Source organism: Gymnodinialimonas sp. JB5-7 (genome assembly GCF_055693405.1).
The window spans coordinates 2596213-2612522 of record NZ_JBVFUX010000012.1 but is presented as its reverse complement, the minus strand read 5'-3'; the positions used below and the strand labels follow the sequence as shown (position 1 = coordinate 2612522).

The 16310-nt window shown below is 60.9% G+C and carries 16 protein-coding genes, 1 tRNA gene and 4 pseudogenes; 9 read left to right on the top strand and 12 right to left on the bottom strand.

Going from position 1 to position 16310, the window contains the following annotated elements:
* Positions 1–15: 15 nt before the first annotated feature.
* Positions 16–234: a hypothetical protein gene (locus tag ACZ1HK_RS22100; RefSeq protein WP_472630507.1), complete on the top strand. Its 219-nt coding sequence runs from the start codon at positions 16–18 to the stop codon at positions 232–234.
* A gap of 1 nt (position 235) precedes the next feature.
* On the opposite strand, the gene ACZ1HK_RS22095 is transcribed toward ACZ1HK_RS22100, so the two are convergent.
* Entirely contained in the window at positions 236–682 is a 447-nt protein-coding gene (locus ACZ1HK_RS22095) for a DUF302 domain-containing protein (RefSeq protein ID WP_472630506.1), read from the bottom strand.
* Positions 683–787: 105 nt separating this feature from the next.
* Between ACZ1HK_RS22095 and hisF the strand changes: the two genes are divergently transcribed.
* The 3 genes from hisF to ACZ1HK_RS22080 are packed head-to-tail and all read left to right on the top strand — an operon-like array spanning position 788 to position 2287.
* Complete coding sequence (hisF, locus tag ACZ1HK_RS22090; RefSeq protein WP_472630505.1) at positions 788–1549, top strand: imidazole glycerol phosphate synthase subunit HisF; 762 nt, start codon at positions 788–790, stop codon at positions 1547–1549.
* Positions 1546–1854, top strand: coding sequence for a phosphoribosyl-ATP diphosphatase (locus ACZ1HK_RS22085; RefSeq protein ID WP_472630504.1), 309 nt, complete (start codon positions 1546–1548; stop codon positions 1852–1854). Before hisF ends, ACZ1HK_RS22085 begins: the two co-directional genes overlap by 4 nt.
* Positions 1847–2287: an NADAR family protein gene (locus ACZ1HK_RS22080; protein WP_472630503.1), complete on the top strand. Its 441-nt coding sequence runs from the start codon at positions 1847–1849 to the stop codon at positions 2285–2287. The genes ACZ1HK_RS22085 and ACZ1HK_RS22080 overlap by 8 nt, the downstream gene beginning before the upstream one ends.
* A 300-nt stretch (positions 2288–2587) precedes the next feature.
* Here the strand turns inward: ACZ1HK_RS22080 and ACZ1HK_RS22075 are convergent, their stop codons facing one another.
* From ACZ1HK_RS22075 to rlmB, 4 genes and pseudogenes are all read right to left on the bottom strand, one after another.
* The gene (locus ACZ1HK_RS22075; protein ID WP_472630502.1) at positions 2588–3061 is read right to left on the bottom strand and encodes a CoA-binding protein; all 474 of its coding nucleotides are present in this window, start codon (positions 3059–3061) and stop codon (positions 2588–2590) included.
* Positions 3062–3235: 174 nt separating this feature from the next.
* A complete protein-coding gene (locus ACZ1HK_RS22070; RefSeq protein ID WP_472630501.1) occupies positions 3236–3697 on the bottom strand; it encodes a YHS domain-containing (seleno)protein in 462 nt (153 codons plus the stop codon).
* Positions 3698–3788: 91 nt separating this feature from the next.
* On the bottom strand, positions 3789–3983 hold the full coding sequence (locus ACZ1HK_RS22065) for a hypothetical protein (RefSeq protein WP_472630500.1): 195 nt from the start codon (positions 3981–3983) through the stop codon (positions 3789–3791).
* Between the two features lie 123 nt (positions 3984–4106).
* A pseudogene (gene rlmB, locus ACZ1HK_RS22060) lies at positions 4107–4891 on the bottom strand (23S rRNA (guanosine(2251)-2'-O)-methyltransferase RlmB).
* A gap of 100 nt (positions 4892–4991) precedes the next feature.
* Between rlmB and ACZ1HK_RS22055 the strand changes: the two are divergent.
* From ACZ1HK_RS22055 to ACZ1HK_RS22040, 4 genes and pseudogenes are all read left to right on the top strand, one after another.
* Positions 4992–5075, top strand: a tRNA-Tyr gene (locus tag ACZ1HK_RS22055).
* Between the two features lie 204 nt (positions 5076–5279).
* Positions 5280–6272, top strand: a pseudogene (locus ACZ1HK_RS22050) (NAD(P)/FAD-dependent oxidoreductase); the annotation flags it as partial.
* Between the two features lie 100 nt (positions 6273–6372).
* Positions 6373–7710 (top strand): glycine cleavage T C-terminal barrel domain-containing protein, encoded by a 1338-nt coding sequence (locus ACZ1HK_RS22045; protein ID WP_472630499.1) that lies wholly within the window; start codon positions 6373–6375, stop codon positions 7708–7710.
* Positions 7711–7776: 66 nt separating this feature from the next.
* Positions 7777–8778 (top strand): hypothetical protein, encoded by a 1002-nt coding sequence (locus ACZ1HK_RS22040; protein WP_472630498.1) that lies wholly within the window; start codon positions 7777–7779, stop codon positions 8776–8778.
* Here the strand turns inward: ACZ1HK_RS22040 and ACZ1HK_RS22035 are convergent.
* From ACZ1HK_RS22035 to ACZ1HK_RS22025, 3 genes and pseudogenes are all read right to left on the bottom strand, one after another.
* On the bottom strand, positions 8775–9152 hold the full coding sequence (locus ACZ1HK_RS22035) for a Rid family hydrolase (protein ID WP_472630497.1): 378 nt from the start codon (positions 9150–9152) through the stop codon (positions 8775–8777). The genes ACZ1HK_RS22040 and ACZ1HK_RS22035 overlap by 4 nt on opposite strands.
* Positions 9149–10413 (bottom strand): annotated as a pseudogene (gene clpX / locus ACZ1HK_RS22030) (ATP-dependent Clp protease ATP-binding subunit ClpX). Before clpX ends, ACZ1HK_RS22035 begins: the two are co-directional and overlap by 4 nt.
* Before the next feature lie 153 nt (positions 10414–10566).
* The gene (locus tag ACZ1HK_RS22025; RefSeq protein ID WP_472630496.1) at positions 10567–11187 is read right to left on the bottom strand and encodes an ATP-dependent Clp protease proteolytic subunit; all 621 of its coding nucleotides are present in this window, start codon (positions 11185–11187) and stop codon (positions 10567–10569) included.
* A gap of 131 nt (positions 11188–11318) precedes the next feature.
* On the opposite strand from ACZ1HK_RS22025, the gene ACZ1HK_RS22020 reads away from it, so the two are divergent.
* Positions 11319–12506 carry an FAD-binding domain-containing protein gene (locus tag ACZ1HK_RS22020; protein WP_472630495.1) on the top strand — a complete coding sequence of 396 codons (1188 nt, stop codon included), beginning with the start codon at positions 11319–11321 and terminating at the stop codon, positions 12504–12506.
* 92 nt (positions 12507–12598) lie between these two features.
* Here the strand turns inward: ACZ1HK_RS22020 and ACZ1HK_RS22015 are convergent, their stop codons facing one another.
* The 4 genes and pseudogenes from ACZ1HK_RS22015 to ACZ1HK_RS22000 all read right to left on the bottom strand — a co-directional run bounded on the left by ACZ1HK_RS22015 (position 12599) and on the right by ACZ1HK_RS22000 (position 16228).
* A complete protein-coding gene (locus tag ACZ1HK_RS22015) occupies positions 12599–13018 on the bottom strand; it encodes a PaaI family thioesterase (protein WP_472630494.1) in 420 nt (139 codons plus the stop codon).
* Positions 13015–14025, bottom strand: a complete 1011-nt coding sequence (locus tag ACZ1HK_RS22010) for a phosphotransferase family protein (RefSeq protein WP_472630493.1) — start codon at positions 14023–14025, stop codon at positions 13015–13017. The genes ACZ1HK_RS22015 and ACZ1HK_RS22010 overlap by 4 nt, the downstream gene beginning before the upstream one ends.
* Positions 14022–15257 (bottom strand): acyl-CoA dehydrogenase family protein, encoded by a 1236-nt coding sequence (locus tag ACZ1HK_RS22005; RefSeq protein WP_472630492.1) that lies wholly within the window; start codon positions 15255–15257, stop codon positions 14022–14024. The genes ACZ1HK_RS22010 and ACZ1HK_RS22005 overlap by 4 nt, the downstream gene beginning before the upstream one ends.
* Positions 15258–16228: pseudogene (locus tag ACZ1HK_RS22000) on the bottom strand (NAD(P)H-dependent flavin oxidoreductase).
* Positions 16229–16310: the final 82 nt, after the last annotated feature.

The window sequence follows — 16310 nt, the reverse complement described above, 5'->3', positions numbered from 1 at the left end:
TAAGGACGCTTAGCCATGAAACTCACAGGTCCCCTGATCACTCTTGCCGCAGGTGTGTTGATCTGTGCCATCGCATGGACGGCCAGCAACGGAACCGGCGATGCCAATATCGGACGTAACATCGCCAACGCCGTGATCGTTCAAGGCGCTCTCATTCTAGGCGGGCTGACCTGCATCGCAGGCGTGACGTGGGTTCTGGTGCGTTGGCTTGGCGGCTCAGTCGACGACGACTGATTCACTCGCCTGCGGCCGCCGCCGTGAGATTGCCTAATGCGCCGTTCATCCGCTCCAGATACGCGGCATCGTCAGCAATATCGAGATCGTCGAACATGGCCTCAGGCGTTTGCCATGTGATCACGCTGCCCTCACCATCGCCGTACACAAGCACGCGCAACGGCAAATGCAGGCCAGCGCGAATGTCATCTTGCAAGGCCGGTGTGCCCAACATCGGATTGCCAAAGACCAGCAACTCCGCATCCACAAGGTCCATATCAACGGACGCGGCCCCCGCGCCGTGATTGACCCGCGCGAACACGGTCGCGCCTGCGTTTTCCACGGCAGCCACCAGGCGATCCATCGTCGTGGCCACGCCATCTGCGCTGCTGCGCTGCGCGTAGTCTTCTGCAAATACCGGGCTGGCTGCTATGATCAAAGCTCCTGCGAGTGTCATCATCCGCGTCATCGTGTACCTCATATTTTGTGTTGGTCTCGCGCAAAGTGTCCACACGATTGGAGCGTCCCGCCAATCACCCTTTCGTGCGCGCCCGTCTCGGTCTAAAACCCGCCCATGTTGAAAACCCGCATCATCCCCTGCCTCGACGTCGCCGAAGGCCGCACCGTCAAAGGCGTCAATTTCGTCGATCTGATCGACGCGGGCGATCCCGTCGAACAAGCCCGCGCCTATGACGCGGCCGGCGCGGATGAGCTGTGCTTTCTCGACATCAAGGCCACGCATGAGAACCGCGGCACCATGTACGACCTCGCCACGCGCACGGCTGAGCAGTGCTTCATGCCGCTCACCATCGGCGGCGGCGTGCGCACTGTGGATGACGTGCGCAATCTGCTGCTGGCGGGCGCCGACAAGGTCTCGTTCAACTCCGCCGCCGTGGCCGACCCCGATTGCATCGCGCGCGCCGCCGACAAGTTCGGCAGCCAGTGCATCGTCTGCGCCATCGACGCCAAGACAGTGGCGCCTGGAAAGTGGGAAATCTTCACCCATGGCGGCCGCAAAGCCACCGGTATCGACGCCGTGGCCTTCGCCAAAACGGTCGTTGCCAAAGGTGCTGGTGAGATCCTGCTGACCTCGATGGACCGCGACGGCACGAAGGCGGGCTTCAACCTGCCCCTGACCCGCGCCGTCAGCGATGCGGTCAACGTCCCTGTCATCGCCTCGGGAGGCGTCGGCACGCTCGACCACCTTGTCGAAGGTGTCACCGAGGGCGGCGCGTCGGCCGTGCTCGCCGCCTCAATCTTCCACTTCGGCACCTATACAATCGGCGAGGCCAAGGCCCACATGGCCGCCGCCGGTATCCCAATGAGGCTGACATGAGCATCCAAGACCTGGCCGCCACCATCGAAGCCCGCAAATCCGCAGACCCCGACAGTTCGTGGACCGCCAAACTCCTCGCCAAGGGCCCGGAAAAATGCGCGGAAAAGTTCGGGGAAGAGGCCATCGAGGCCATCGTTGAGGCCGTCAAAGGCGACCGCGCAGCCCTCACATCCGAGGCCGCCGACGCTCTCTACCACCTGCTCGTCATGTGCGCCGCCCGCGACGTGAGCCTCGCGGATATCGAGGCAGAACTCGCCCGCCGCAGCGCCCAATCCGGCCTGGCGGAAAAGGCCAGCCGTGGCTGACACGATCTACTTCTACGCCCAGACCGACCCCTACGCCGAATTCTCCAACTTCGCGCCCTTCGGCGTGGAGATGGAGGGCACCTACTGGCGCACCGTCGAGCATTACTTCCAGGCCATGAAGTTTCACGACGCCGATTACCGCGAGCGCATCCGATCCGCCTCCAAACCCAAGGATGCCAAGGCCCTGGGCATGACCCGCGCAGTCCCCCTTCGCGCCGATTGGGAAGAGGTGAAAGACGGCATCATGTACGCCGCTGTCTCACGCAAATTTCGCACCCATGCGGCAGCGCGCGATTTGCTTCTTGGCACCGGCACCGCCCGCATCGTCGAAAATGCGCCGATGGATTACTATTGGGGCGGCGGTCAAGACGGCACGGGCCTCAACAAATTGGGCGAAATCCTCATGCGTGTCCGCGCCGATCTTCGCGCCTGACATCCGCGACTCGAGGGCTGGGTCAAGGATCGGCACAGCCGACCGCGCGCGGCCCGCGCGGCTTGTCCTTGACGCGGCAGCCGACTCGCAGACCACACTCGAACCGGCCTGTTTGATGGCACAGATGCCAGCAAACGGCCTCTCAGCAGGAATCCAACCGTCCCCCGTACGCACTGCCCTCACCATTCCGCGCGACGTCCCGCGCCGTTGGGCCGCTTGCGGCCCAACGGCGCGCGCGGCCCAAAGATCGCCAACATGTCGGCAAAGCCGACTGGCGGTGATCACGGGAGCGCCCGGTCTTCACAGCTTGGACGAAATAATTCCGGTGTTGAACCCGCCCATCCTCAACTCGCCGAACAAACGCTGATACTCGATCTTGGGACAGCGGTTCTGAATCACAATCAGACCCTCCGCTTCCGCCTTTGCAGCAGCCTCCGCATGGGTCACACCGATTTGCATCCAGATCACCTTCGGCCGGACCGCCAGCGCCAGGGCGGCGTCCACAAGATCTGGCACAGCCTCGGGCCGCCGGAAGATATCGACCACATCGAACGGCTCCGGAATGTCGGCCAGATCTGACCTAACCTCCGCCCCAAACAGGGTTTTTCCAGCATGGCCGGGATTGACGGGGATCACATCGTACCCCTTCAGCCTCAGGTAACGCGCCACATAGTGCGACGGTCGCACAGGGTTGGGAGAGACGCCCACACAGGCGAAGGATTTGGAGGTCTTGAGGACCTCGCGGAGCAGATCATCTGAAGGAGTCGTCGTCATAGGCCCCTCATAGCAAACAAAAAAGGCGCCCGCATCGGAAGATCCGGCGGGCGCAGTTTCGGAACGAGGGACAGTGATGGGCGCGCGGGGTTCCGACCCGCGGCGCCTGTTAGTGATATGGGGTCGCCCAATGCCTTGGAAAAGAGGCGCTACAAAAACGTGATCACGCCTGTCTTAGCCAAGAATTGCCGGCCAATTTGCGTCGCCATTCCCAATCGCCTCGGGCAATTCACGCAGCCAACGGCGGCGGATGCGCAGGGAATAGTTCAAGAACAATCGCCCGTCGACGATTGACCAGGCCTCGGGCACCGTGCTCGCCACATAGCCGCGCGCCGCGGCAAAGGCGCAATAGCCGCCAAAGGCAGGCGCATAGGCCTCCGGATCGGCCGCGAACAGGGCGCGGTTTTCGGCATTTGCGAAATGCCACGTGGCCCCGTTCCACTCAAATGCGTGATCCGCGACACCTATGACCGGATCGTCGTCCTCGGCCAGCGAAAAGAACGCAACCGCATCCGCCCCGTCGATGGCGACCCCGCCCTCGGCATAGACGGGCGGCTCCATCGCCAGCGCAGGCGGCGCCAGAAGGATCGCGGTCGAAGCGGTCAACATGGAAAGGGTCGTGCGGCGTGTCAGCATGAGAAGGCTCCCGGTGAAGGCGTCGTTCGCCGTGCAAAATGCCCATGTTTCCGCAAAAGGGAACCCAGGCTGGCGCGTTCGTGAAAATGCGTCAGTCGAAAATATCTTCGATGACATCGAAAGCGTCTTCAAACACGTCCTTCATCACCCGTTTCCATTTGGGTTTATGCTTTTTCTTACGGCGGCTCTTCAGCTCCCGCTCCGGCAGCCCAAACCCATGGGGCGCAGGCCGCTGCGGGGATCGTTTTACCGCACCCCGCTGCTCCGGCGGTTTCAGCCACTTCATCTCGTGGATCGGCGCGCCGCACGCGCCGCAGGCGAGCTCATGACCCTGCCGTGCGGTGAAATTGAGTGTCTGACGCCGCCCGCAATACGAACAGGTCGCGATTTTCGTGTTTTGTGGCATCTGTTACCCCTTCGTCAGGGCATATAGGGCAACAGCCGCCGCATTTGAGACGTTGAGCGATCCGAAATCGCGCGCAAAGGGGATTTTCGCCAGAACATCGCACAATTCCCGTGTCCGTTCCCGCAAGCCCGGGCCTTCGGCGCCCATCACAAGCGCCACGTGCCCTTCGGCGTGGACCTTCGCGACCTCGTGAATATCCTGCGCGCCCTCTTCGGCAAGACCAACCATCCAGAATCCATCGGCCTTGAGCGCCTCCATCGCGTCACCCAGATTGCCGATGCGCGCGTATGGCATCCGCTCCAACGCGCCGGAGGCCGTCTTGGCCAATGCGCCCGTCTCTGGCGCCGAATGCCGCGCGGGTGCCAGCACCGCTGTCGCCCCGAACACCTCAGCCGACCGCAGGATGGCGCCCACATTGTGCGGGTCGCTGACCCGGTCGAGCATCACGACCACAGACCGACCGCCCGTGCCCCGCGCCAAGGCGCGCCAATCCCCCCAATCGAGCGGTTTGACCTCAACAGCTGCCCCCTGATGGACCGAGCCCGGATCAAGCGGCACTGGAAATTTGCGCGGATCGGCCATCTCGGGGTGATCCCCCGCGCGCCAATTGCCTCTGCCAGCTTATCGGCGGCGTTTTTGCTGACCACCAGCCGCAACACCTCGCGGTTGGGATTCGCCAACGCGTCGCGCACCGCGTGCAGTCCGAACAGCCATAGCGTTTCCGCCGCTGCAGCCCGTTTGCCGCGTTCCTTGTCGATCACCCATGTCGGTTTTTTGCCATGTCGCACCCTTAGCGTTGCATGGAGCCTATGCAAAGCCGCATTCCCGCTTGACCCCTCCCGCGCGCATGGATATCCCGCGTCCACGTTTCGCGCACTGCGTCGGAATGGGTGACAGGCCGCAAGGTGTGGCAGGGGACTGTAACTCCCTCGAGGCGACTCACGCCTGGTTCGATTCCAGGGTCACCCACCACCGCCGCATCCTAAGGATGCTGGCGAGAAGCGACAGGGTCGTTTCTGCAAGAAACGGTCCCGAAAGCCCCCGGTTACTGCTTACCACAATTACCCGCCCCGCGACCCCTTGCGCGATTTTGCCTGCAAACGTCGCCCCCTGACCAGAATCGCGCGCGGCCCCGGCGCACCCTCCTTCCATGGACCGCAGACCGGAGCATACCCCATGAAAACCCACGCCCAGGCCGTCGTCATCGGGGGCGGCGTTGTCGGCTGCTCGATCCTCTACCACCTTGCCAAGGCGGGCTGGACCGACGTGGTCCTTTTGGAACGCGATGAGCTGACGTCCGGCTCCACCTGGCACGCGGCGGCCAATATCCATGGCCTCCACGACAGCACGAATATCTCGCGGCTCCAGCACTATACGATGAACTTGTATAAGGAGTTGGAGGAGGAAACCGGCCAATCCTGTGGCGTCTTTCAGCCCGGGTCCCTGTATCTTGCCCAAACCGAAGACCGCGAACATCAGCTGCGCCTGCAAGAGGCCAAGGCGCGCCGCTACGACATGAATTTCCATGAAGTCAGCCGGGATGAGGCCGAACGCCTGCACCCGCTCGTCGACTATGACGGCATCCGCTGCATCATGTTTGAACCCGACGGCGGCAATGTCGACCCATCCGGCGTGACCAACGCCTACGCCCTTGGGGCGCGGCAGCGGGGGGCGGAAATCATCCGCTTTTGCCCTGTCACTGGCACCGAACAACAACCCGACGGCAACTGGATCGTGCGCACGGAAAAAGGTGACATCCGCACGCCTTGGGTCGTGAACGCCGCTGGCCTCTGGGGCCGCGAAGTGGCTGCCATGGCGGGGATTGAACTGCCGCTGATCCCGACTGAGCACCAATATTTCGTGACCGAGACCATCGCCGAGATCGCCGCGATGGAGAGCCGGCTGCCCTCTGTAGCGGACCGAGACGGAGAATATTACCTGCGCCAGGAGGGGCAAGGCCTGCTCGTCGGGGCCTATGAGAAAGACATGCGGTTTTGGGCCGAAGACGGCACGCCGAAAGGCTTTGGGCACGAGCTTTTCGCCGATGATCTGGAACGGATCGAGCCCAACATGATGCGCGCCATCGACCGCGTGCCGGTTGTCGGCACGGCGGGCATCAAGCGCGTCATCAACGGCCCGATGATCTGGTCGCCCGACCTCAAGCGCGCTTTTCGGCCCAGTCCCCGAATTGAAGGGATACTTCTGCTGCAACGGCATCATCCCGGGCTTCTCGCAAAACGGCGGCCTGGGCAAACTCGCTGCCGAATGGATGGTCGAAGGCGAACCATCCCTCGATCTCTTCGGCTGGGACCTCGCGCGCTATGGCCATTGGGCCGGCAAAGCCTTCACCAAGGCCCGCGTCGAAGACCAATACGCTCACCGCTTCAAAATCCATTTCCCTGGCGAAGAACGTGAAGCAGGGCGCCCGGTTCGCATGCGTCCGGCCTATGAAATGCAGTCCGCGATGGGGGCCAAGTTCGGCTTGAACTATGGCTGGGAGCATCCGCTGTTCTTTGACGAAACCACGCCCGACAGCGCCGGTTTTGCGCGCCAACCCTGGTGGGATGTTGTGGGTCGCGAAGCGCGGATGTTGCGCGAGAACGCAGGCATCATCGACATCTCGAACTTCGCCAAATACCGCGTGAAAGGGGCCGGCGCTGAGAAATGGCTGAACGCGCTTTTCCCCAACAAAATGCCCAAAGCTATGGGCCGCTCCTGCCTGACGCCCCTCATCGGGAAACGCGGCGGCGTGGCGGGCGACTTCACGGTTACTCGCCTCGCGGACGACGAATTCTGGATCCTTGGCGGTGGGGCTGCGGAACGCTTCCACCAACGCTTCTTCAGGGCCATCCCCCTGCCCGAAGGCACAACCTTCGACAGCCTGACCGAGGCCACCTGCGGCTTCAATACCGCTGGTCCCCAGGCACGCAACCTATTGCAACGCCTCACAAATGCGGACCTTTCCAACGACGCCTTCCCCTTCTTTAGGTCTCAGCGCATCACCGTTGCGGGCGTCGATTGCGTGGCCATCCGCGTTTCCTTCACCGGCGACCTGGGATGGGAGTTGCACTGCGCCGAGGGCGATCAGGTTGCACTCTACACCGCGCTGATCGATGCAGGAAAAGCCGTCAACGCAGGGCCAGTCGGCTCCCGCGCGCTGATGTCCTTGCGGCTTGAGAAAGGCTATGGCTCATGGGGTCGGGACTATTCACCGGAATACTGGCCCCAGGAAAGCGGTTTGGCCGGCCTGATGAAGACGGACAAGAATTTTCTGAACAAAGACAGTTGGTTGAAGATCAAGGACAAAGCCCCCCGCGAAACGATGGTTCTGCTTTCGATCGATGCAAAGACCGCGGATGCCAGCGGGGGAGAGCCGGTTTTTCTTCCCGACGGCACGCCCATCGGACAGGTCTCGTCCGGGGCCTACGGATACAGCGTGTCCCAATCACTGGCGCTGGCCTATATCAAGACGGCATCCGCAGATCCGGGCGACATGGTTCATGTGGCTATCCTCGGCCAACCGCACGAAGCGCGCATTCTGCACGAGTCCCCCTTTGATCCGTCTGGCAAGCGATTGCGGGATGTCTCGTACGCAATGGCCCCGTAAACCCATTGGAACGCTGCCCGTGATACCGCTATAGTCGGAAAAAATAATGAGCAGCGGACCACCATAATGGCGAAAAAGCCAAAGACGCCCCCATTCAACGTCATGATCGTTGGCCAAAACGGTCGGCTTCAATACGAAGCAGCCCTCTTCGCCGCGTCGTTCCGGGCCGCAAACCCAAAGTTTCCGGGCCGTCTATTCGTCGCCGAACCTCAACCCAACCACCGCTGGTCCAAGGATCCGCGCATGGGGGACAACGCCGTCCGTGGACTGCTGGAAGAGCTTGGGGCTGAGATTATTCCGTTCGAGAACAATCACTTCGGTGAATACTATCCCTACGGCAACAAGATCGAAGCGCTCAAGGCCCTGCCCAAGGGTGAGCCTTTCGTCTTCTTCGATACCGATACGCTGGTGATGGATGATCTCACCAAAGTGCCCTTCGACTTTGAAAGGCCTTCGGCCAGTCTGCGCGTGGAAGGCACCTGGCCGAAGATCGAGCTTTATGGGCCCGGCTACACCGCCACCTGGAAATCTCTCTACGACCAATTTGGGCTGGATTTCGAAAGCTCATTGGATACGGACCAACCCGAGGAATACTGGCGCCGCCACCTCTACTTCAACGCTGGGTTCTTCTACTACAAATGCCCGCACGAATTCGGGCAACGCTTCGCCGAATACGCCACCACGATCCGCGACAACGGACCGGAGGAAATCGTCTGCCAGGTCCTCGACCCCTGGCTCGATCAAGTCGCACTTCCCCTTGTGATCCACTCCTTCGGGGGCGGTCGGGATGCGTTGGAGCCAGGCTGGCTGGACGGCCAAACCACCTGCCACTACCGCGTTCTGCCGCTTCTTTATGCAAGGGAAGAGCAGCGGGTTGTCGACGTGTTGGAGGAGGTCTCGGCCCCCAACAAGATCAAGAAAGTCTTAAAGAACTACGACCCCATGAAGCGGATGATCTATCAGGGGAAAGGCCAAAAAGCCCGGGCGCTGTTTGATCGCGCGAACCTTCCGCGCCGGGAACAGGCGATCAGAAACACCCTGAAGCGTGAGAAGCTCTGGCTGCGCTAACCTGCTTCGGGCAGAACTGCCGTGACCTCGATCTCTATCGTATCCATCGGATCAATGAGCTTTGCTTCGATGACCGTAGCCGCAGGCGGGTTCTCTCCGAACGCCTCTCTCAGAAGCGGCCAGCAGGATTCGAACTCCCGGATATCCGCCATGTAATAGACGACGCGCACGACATGCGCGAAATCAGTGCCCGCCTCTTCCAAGGCCCGCTTGATCACGCGAAGGGCCGATGCACATTGCCCCGGCGTGTCTGTCGGCATGTCATCTGAATGGGCGCAGCATCCGGCAACATGCACCATGCCGCCCGCCACAACGGCGCGGCAATAGCCAACCCTTTCTTCGAAAGGACCACCGGAATGGATACGCCGGATCACCCTGCGCTTGCCGGTTCTTCCTTGGCCTTATCGGAATAGACCATCATCGGCTGGGTATCGGAGTTTACGGCGTCATCGTTGACGACAACCTCTTCTACGCCTTCCGCACCCGGCAGATCGAACATCGTATCCAGCAGGATATCTTCCATGATCGACCGCAGGCCGCGCGCGCCGGTTTTGCGCTCGATCGCACGCTTGGCAATCGCGCTCAGCGCATCCTCGGTGAAGGTCAGTTGCACATCTTCCAGCTCGAACAGGCGCTGGTATTGCTTGACCAGGGCGTTCTTGGGCTGGGTCAGGATGGTAACAAGGGCATCCTCGTCCAGATCTTCCAGCGTCGCGATAACCGGCAAGCGGCCCACGAATTCCGGGATCAGGCCGAACTTCAGCAGGTCTTCCGGCTCCAGATCCTTGAAATATTCGCCCACGGACTTGCTTTCCGGGTCGCGCACATCGGCACCAAAGCCCATGGCCGAACCCTTGCCGCGCTGCGCGATGATCTTGTCGAGCCCCGCAAACGCGCCGCCACAGATGAACAGGATGTTCGTCGTGTCGACTTGCAGGAATTCCTGCTGCGGATGCTTGCGGCCACCTTGCGGCGGAACGCTTGCCACCGTGCCTTCCATGATCTTCAGAAGCGCCTGCTGCACGCCCTCCCCGAAACATCGCGGGTGATCGAGGGGTTGTCGGACTTGCGCGTGATCTTGTCGACCTCGTCGATATAAACGATGCCGCGCTGTGCACGGTCGACATTGTATTCCGACGCCTGCAACAGCTTGAGGATGATGTTTTCGACATCCTCACCCACATAGCCCGCTTCGGTCAGCGTGGTGGCGTCTGCCATTGTAAACGGCACATCCAGAATGCGCGCCAGCGTCTGCGCCAGCAGCGTCTTGCCGCAGCCCGTGGGGCCAATCAGCAGGATGTTTGATTTCGCCAGCTCGATCTCGGACTTTCCGGAATGGTTCAGGCGTTTGTAGTGGTTGTGCACGGCAACCGACAAAACGCGTTTCGCGTGCGCCTGGCCGATCACGTAATCGTCCAGAACACCGCAGATCTCTTTCGGCGAGGGCACCCCATCGTCGGATTTCAGACCCGCCGATTTCGTTTCTTCGCGGATGATATCCATGCACAATTCAACGCATTCATCGCAGATGAATACGGTTGGGCCTGCAATCAGTTTGCGGACCTCGTGCTGGCTTTTTCCACAGAACGAACAGTACAGCGTGTTCTTGGAGTCGTTGCCGGAATTACTTGCCATCTCGTCTACCTTGTGCGGTCCGTCGGGGGCAGAATGGCCCCCTCAGGGTCGGTGCTGGACCCGAGTTTGCGCCAGCCTAGAACAGCGCTGCCCGGGCCACAATCGCAAATTCCGGAACAATCACGCACCGTTTGACACGGTTGCGCGAGGGCCTCAGCCCTCGTCCGATGACCGGTTTTCAACGATCTCGTCGATATGGCCCCATGCCTTCGCTTCTTCTGGAGACATGAAATTATCACGCTCCAGCGCCTCAAAGATATCTTCTGCACTTTGACCGGTGTGTTTTTCGTAAATACCGATCAATTTATCTTTGATCTTCTGCGTTTCTTGCGCGTGGATCATGATATCGGTCGCCTGGCCCTGATAGCCGCCAGAGGGCTGGTGCACCATGATCCGGCTGTTGGGAAGGGAGAAGCGCATATCTTTCGCCCCGCCCACCGACAGGATCGAACCCATCGAGGCCGCCTGCCCCACCACCAGCGTCGACACCGCCGGTTTGATGTATTGCATCGTGTCGTAGATCGACAAACCGGACGTCACAACGCCGCCGGGAGAGTTGATGTACATGCTGATTTCCTTGGACGGATTTTCCGCCTCAAGGTGCAGAAGCTGCGCCACGATCAGGTGGCTCATGCCGTCATGGATGGGGCCGTTGACGAAAATGATACGTTCTTTCAGCAGACGGCTGAAAATATCATAGGCGCGTTCGCCGCGGCTGGTCTGTTCCACGACCATGGGAACAAGGTTGTTATACGTCTCAATGGGATCTTGCATCGCGCCTGCCTCTCGAATTCATCGCGGTACGGTCCTTGAGTCTTATGTCTGCCCATGGGGGCCTGCAAGGGCAGGTCCTGTCGAATTCGTATCGGTTGATTATCCGGGTCTTAGGAATATCTCGCCCTCGCATGACCGATCCGTTCCCCCCGACCCGACTTGAAGCGCTCGCCCGCCTGTCCGATTTTGTCCCCAAATCGGGCCGCGATTATGCGGCGAAGCGCAATTACGACTTGCCCGATCAGGGCCATCCCCATGTCAGCCGGCTTTCCCCCTACCTCCGCCACAGGCTCCTGACGGAGCAGGAGGTGATCCAAGCCATCTTGGGACGCTATTCCTTGGGAACGGCCGAAAAGTTTGTTCAGGAGGTTTGCTGGCGCACCTACTGGAAAGGCTGGTTGGAGCTGAGGCCAGGCGTTTGGGCAGACTATGCCAATTCTCTCAATGCGTTGCAGGTCGATCCTCAAGTCGCGGCAGCTGAGACCGGCGAAACAGATATCGACGCCTTCAATGCTTGGGCCCGCGAGCTGGTAGAGACCGGGTATCTCCACAACCACGCCCGGATGTGGTTCGCCTCAATCTGGATTTTCACGCTGGGGCTGCCCTGGCAGGCGGGCGCAGATTTCTTCATGCGTCACTTGCTCGATGGTGATCCCGCGTCCAATACGCTCAGCTGGCGCTGGGTGGCCGGCCTACAGACCCATGGAAAACACTACATCGCACGGTCTTCGAACATCTCTAAGTACACCGAAGGCCGCCACAACCCGGAATGGCGGTTGAACACTCAGGCCGATCCCCTGTCCGGGCAACCCCACCCCGAACGCCGCCCGCTGCGCGATGTGGGTGAGGTAAAAGCCGGTCTGCGGACGGGCGTCCTTCTGCATGAAGATGACCTGTCACCTGGCTATCTGCTCGATGTACTGCCCACCGCGCCTGTGGCTTGTGCGGCTTTGCTATCTCCATCACGCAGATCGCCACGCACCGTGAGTGAGAAAGTCATCGCATATGTCGATGCCGCGGCGACAGATGCGTTGGAACGGTGGCAAGGCAGGCTTGGCACACGCGGACCGGTCACTCATTCCGTTGGCGAGATCGTAGAATGGGTCAAATCGGAAGGCTTGGAACAAGTGGTCGCTCCATTTGCCACCGTCGGCCCTGCCGCTTCGACCTTGAGGAGTTTGCGCAAACGCCTTGGCGCGGACGGGATTTCGTTGGTGGAATGCCGCCGCACTTGGGACAGCGCCGCTTGGCCCCACGCGACACACGGATTTTTCCGATTCAAGAAGGCCATTCCTGAGCTTGTCGCAGACTTCGCGTGACATAAGGGGATGAAGGTTCGAAAAGAGTAATAAAAGCGGATTCTGGGCGCAGATTGCCCTCACAAAATCTCATTTCCGCAACATCTGCCCGCTCAACCGACGACCAAATCGCCCTTGCGATAGCGAAAAACACCGGTTCCTGTCGCAATCAACTCCCCCAAATCGTCCTTTACTTCGCCCTCGGCGAAATAGGTCGACTTGCCCCCGCCCGTTTTGCGTGCTGTTGCAATCAAGCGGGTGCCCTTGGGTCGGGAAATGAAATTGATTGTCAGCGAAAGGGTCAGTGCCATCTGCTTGCGGTCCGGGTCGCCCGTGAAACAGCCCGCATAGCCCATCGCCGTGTCAAGTAAGGTCGCATGCACCCCGCCATGGGGAAGGCCTTGCCGGTTCTCCAGATGCGTCAGCAGCGGTTGTTCGATGGTCGCCGCCCCTTCGGACCAGTCCATCAAACGGTAGCCCAGATGCCGTTGAAGTGGATAAAATGGCTCCTCTAAGTCCGGCGGAACACTCATCCCAAAGCCTCCAATCCCGCGGCAGCGTATAGCGGCACGAAAGCGCCCAGTTTTCGGCCCCGTTCCGGGTCAGACGCGTTGCCGTCCAGCGCCCGTTTTGCCACGCCCTGCAAGATCGCCCCCATGCGAAAGAAGCAAAACGCGACGTAGAAGCCGAAATTCTCAATCGCCCCGATGCCCATCCGCGCACAGTAATCCGCAACGAATTCCTCATCAGAAACAAGGCCTTGCGCCGCACGATCCACCCCGCGCAAGCCCCGCCCCTGATCACCGGGCGGCATCTGCCACTGCATGATCACTGCCGCCAGATCGGCAAACGGATGGCCAAGCGTCGACAATTCCCAATCCAAAACCGCCCGCACTTCGGGCGCATCCGTATCAAACATCAAGTTGTCGATCCGGTAGTCGCCGTGCACCAACGTCACCCGGCCATCATCCTCAGGGCAGGCTCGGTCCAAAGCTTCAATCAACCGGTCCATGGCCGCGATCTCGCCGGTTTCGCTGGCGCGGTACTGCCCGGACCAGCGATCAATCTGGCGGCGGAAATAGTTCCCCGTAGGCCCATAATCCGACAGGCCCGTTTGCTCCAGATCCACGCTGTGGATCGCTGCAAGAACGCGCCCCATCTCTTTGATAAAACTCCGTCTTTCCGGTTGCGTGATGCTGTCCAGGCGCGGGTCATCAAAGACCCGGCCCGCGATGTTTTCTATTACGTAGAACGACGATCCGATCACCGCCTTGTCCTCGCACAGCGCATAAACCTCCGCCACAGGCACGTCCGAGCCCGCCAGCGCTTTCTGCACCCGGAATTCGCGGTCCACGGCATGGGCGGATTTCAACAGCTTTCCGGGCGGTTTCCGGCGCACCACTACCGACCGTGACGCGCCTTTCACCAAAAAGGTCGGGTTGGATTGTCCGCCGGAGAATTTCTCTGCCTCAAAAGGCCCTTGCAGCCCGAGGTTCAAGTTCAGCCAAGGGCCGAGCCGGGCAAGATCAAGCCCGCTCATGGCGCGTCGTTCGAGAACTTGCGCAGCTCCGCCCGTGCCACCTGCCGCCTGTGCACCGCATCGGGTCCATCTGCCAGGCGTAACGTGCGCAAGTCGCAGTAAAGCCGCGCCAATGGCGTGTCCTGGCTTAGCCCCGTCGCTCCGAACATCTGCATTGCCTCGTCCACGACCTTGAGCGCCATCAACGGCGCCACGACCTTCACCTTAGAGATCCAGGGCTGTGCCGCACGCACGCCCGCATGGTCCATCATCCACGCCGCTTTCAGGCACAACAAGCGCGTCATTTCGATCTCCATTCGCGCATTGGCGATGATGTCGTAGTTCGCCCCCAGATCGACCAAGCGCTTGCCGAATGCCTCGCGCGAAAGGCCCCGTTTCACCATCAATTCAAGGGCATATTCCGCCCGCCCAATCGCGCGCATACAATGGTGGATCCGCCCAGGCCCAAGTCGCCCTTGCGCCACCTCGAACCCGCGCCCTTCGCCCAGAACAACCGCGTCGGCGGGCACCCGGACATCCGTAAACCGGATATGCATATGCCCGTGCGGTGCGTCGTCATGGCCGAACACCTCCATCGGCCGCAACTTTTCGATCCCGCGACTGTCCGCAGGAACCAGCAGCATCGTGTGCCGCGCATGTTTCGGGCCATCCGGATCGGTGCAGGCCATTACGATATACAGCGCGCAACGCGGGTCCCCTGCCCCAGTTGCCCAATATTTCTCGCCGTTTAGGATATAGTCTTCACCCTGCCGTTCGCATTTTAACGAAATCTGCGTAGCATCGGAGGAGGCGACCTGCGGCTCCGTCATCAGATAGGCCGACCGGCTCTTGCCCTCCATCAAATCCGGTAACCACCGCGCCTTTTGCGCGTCGGTCCCGTAGCGCTCCAACACCTCCATGTTGCCCGTATCCGGCGCGTTGCAGTTGAAGATTTCCGGCGCGATGGACACCGCGCCCATTTCCTCGGCCAAGTAGGCATATTCGACCGTGCTCAGCCCATAACCTTCCTCTGAATCCGTCAGCCAGAAATTCCAAAGCCCCTGCGCGCGGGCCTTTTCTTTCAAAGACTTAAGGATCTCCACCTGCCGGTCCGTCATGGCAAACCGGTCGCCTGATGGGTGCTTGCCCACCTCCGCGTGATACTCGGCATCCAGCGGCGCAATCTCATCGCGCACCATGCGGCGCACGGCCTCGACCAGCGGCTTCACCCGCTCCGAAACACCCAGGTCCATCTACAATCCCTCCCGTGCGGCGACATATTCCCGCTCCAACCGATCTACGAACTCGGCCACCGGCTCCACTGCTTTCACCGCGCCAATCCCCTGGCCAGAGCCCCAGATCTGGCTCCATGCCTTGGGCTTGGCCGAGCCTTTGCCGAAATCCATTGACCGCGCATCCGCCCCGGAAGCGCATCGGGGTCGAGCCCCGCTGCCGCAATGGACGGCTTTAAGTAGTTCCCGGAAACCCCTGTGAACAAAGAAGATGTCACGATGTCCTCCGCCCCACCGTCCACAATCATCTGTTTGTAATCCGTCACGGCATTCGCCTCAGCCGTGGCGATGAAGGGCGAGCCGATATAGGCCAGATCTGCCCCCATCGCGCGCGCCGCCAACACCGCGCCGCCCGTGGCAATTGACCCGCTCAAAAGCAGCGGCCCTTCAAACCATTCCCGAATTTCCTGCACCAGGGCAAAGGGCGATTGCGGCCCGGCATGACCACCCGCACCAGCGGCCACTGCGATCAACCCATCCGCGCCCTTGTCGACCGCTTTTTTGGCAAACGTGTTGTTGATTACGTCATGCAACGCGATGCCGCCGCACGAATGCGCGGCCTCGTTCACCTCCACCCGTGCACCAAGCGATGTGATCCAGATCGGCACCTTCCACTTCGCGCAAATCTCAAGATCGCGCTCCAGCCGCGTGTTCGACCGATGCACAATCTGATTGACGGCAAAGGGCGCGGCAGGCCGGTCAGGATTTGCCTGGTTCCACGCATCCAACGCCTCGGTGATCCGCTGCAGCCAGGCCTCCAGCATGATCGGCTCGCCGTCCGCCTCCCGCGCATTCAGCGCCGGGAAAGAGCCCACGATTCCCGCGCAGCATTGCGCAATAACCAAGTCCGGGCCTGACACGATGAACATCGGGCTGCCCACCACCGGAAGGCGCAAACCGCTCAAAACCTTGGGTAATTCTCTACCAGCCATTGTGTCTGCCTCTCCCTGCCCAAACGCTAGCCCGCCCAAGGGGGCGCGGCAAGGCACCGCCCTTGCCAATCCTGCGTCCCAG

Bases quoted from the DNA above. Each gene is read 5' to 3' on its own strand.
- ACZ1HK_RS22070 (WP_472630501.1), bottom strand. From the start codon at position 3,697: ATGCTGACACGCCGCACGACCCTTTCCATGTTGACCGCTTCGACCGCG.
- ACZ1HK_RS22040 (WP_472630498.1), top strand. From the start codon at position 7,777: ATGGCGAAAAAGCCAAAGACGCCCCCATTCAACGTCATGATCGTTGGC.
- ACZ1HK_RS22025 (WP_472630496.1), bottom strand. From the start codon at position 11,187: ATGCAAGATCCCATTGAGACGTATAACAACCTTGTTCCCATGGTCGTG.
- ACZ1HK_RS22100 (WP_472630507.1), top strand. From the start codon at position 16: ATGAAACTCACAGGTCCCCTGATCACTCTTGCCGCAGGTGTGTTGATC.
- ACZ1HK_RS22095 (WP_472630506.1), bottom strand. From the start codon at position 682: ATGACGCGGATGATGACACTCGCAGGAGCTTTGATCATAGCAGCCAGC.
- ACZ1HK_RS22020 (WP_472630495.1), top strand. From the start codon at position 11,319: ATGACCGATCCGTTCCCCCCGACCCGACTTGAAGCGCTCGCCCGCCTG.
- ACZ1HK_RS22085 (WP_472630504.1), top strand. From the start codon at position 1,546: ATGAGCATCCAAGACCTGGCCGCCACCATCGAAGCCCGCAAATCCGCA.
- hisF (WP_472630505.1), top strand. From the start codon at position 788: ATGTTGAAAACCCGCATCATCCCCTGCCTCGACGTCGCCGAAGGCCGC.
- ACZ1HK_RS22065 (WP_472630500.1), bottom strand. From the start codon at position 3,983: ATGAAGTGGCTGAAACCGCCGGAGCAGCGGGGTGCGGTAAAACGATCC.
- ACZ1HK_RS22015 (WP_472630494.1), bottom strand. From the start codon at position 13,018: ATGAGTGTTCCGCCGGACTTAGAGGAGCCATTTTATCCACTTCAACGG.
- ACZ1HK_RS22005 (WP_472630492.1), bottom strand. From the start codon at position 15,257: ATGGACCTGGGTGTTTCGGAGCGGGTGAAGCCGCTGGTCGAGGCCGTG.
- ACZ1HK_RS22010 (WP_472630493.1), bottom strand. From the start codon at position 14,025: ATGAGCGGGCTTGATCTTGCCCGGCTCGGCCCTTGGCTGAACTTGAAC.
- ACZ1HK_RS22075 (WP_472630502.1), bottom strand. From the start codon at position 3,061: ATGACGACGACTCCTTCAGATGATCTGCTCCGCGAGGTCCTCAAGACC.
- ACZ1HK_RS22045 (WP_472630499.1), top strand. From the start codon at position 6,373: ATGGTCGAAGGCGAACCATCCCTCGATCTCTTCGGCTGGGACCTCGCG.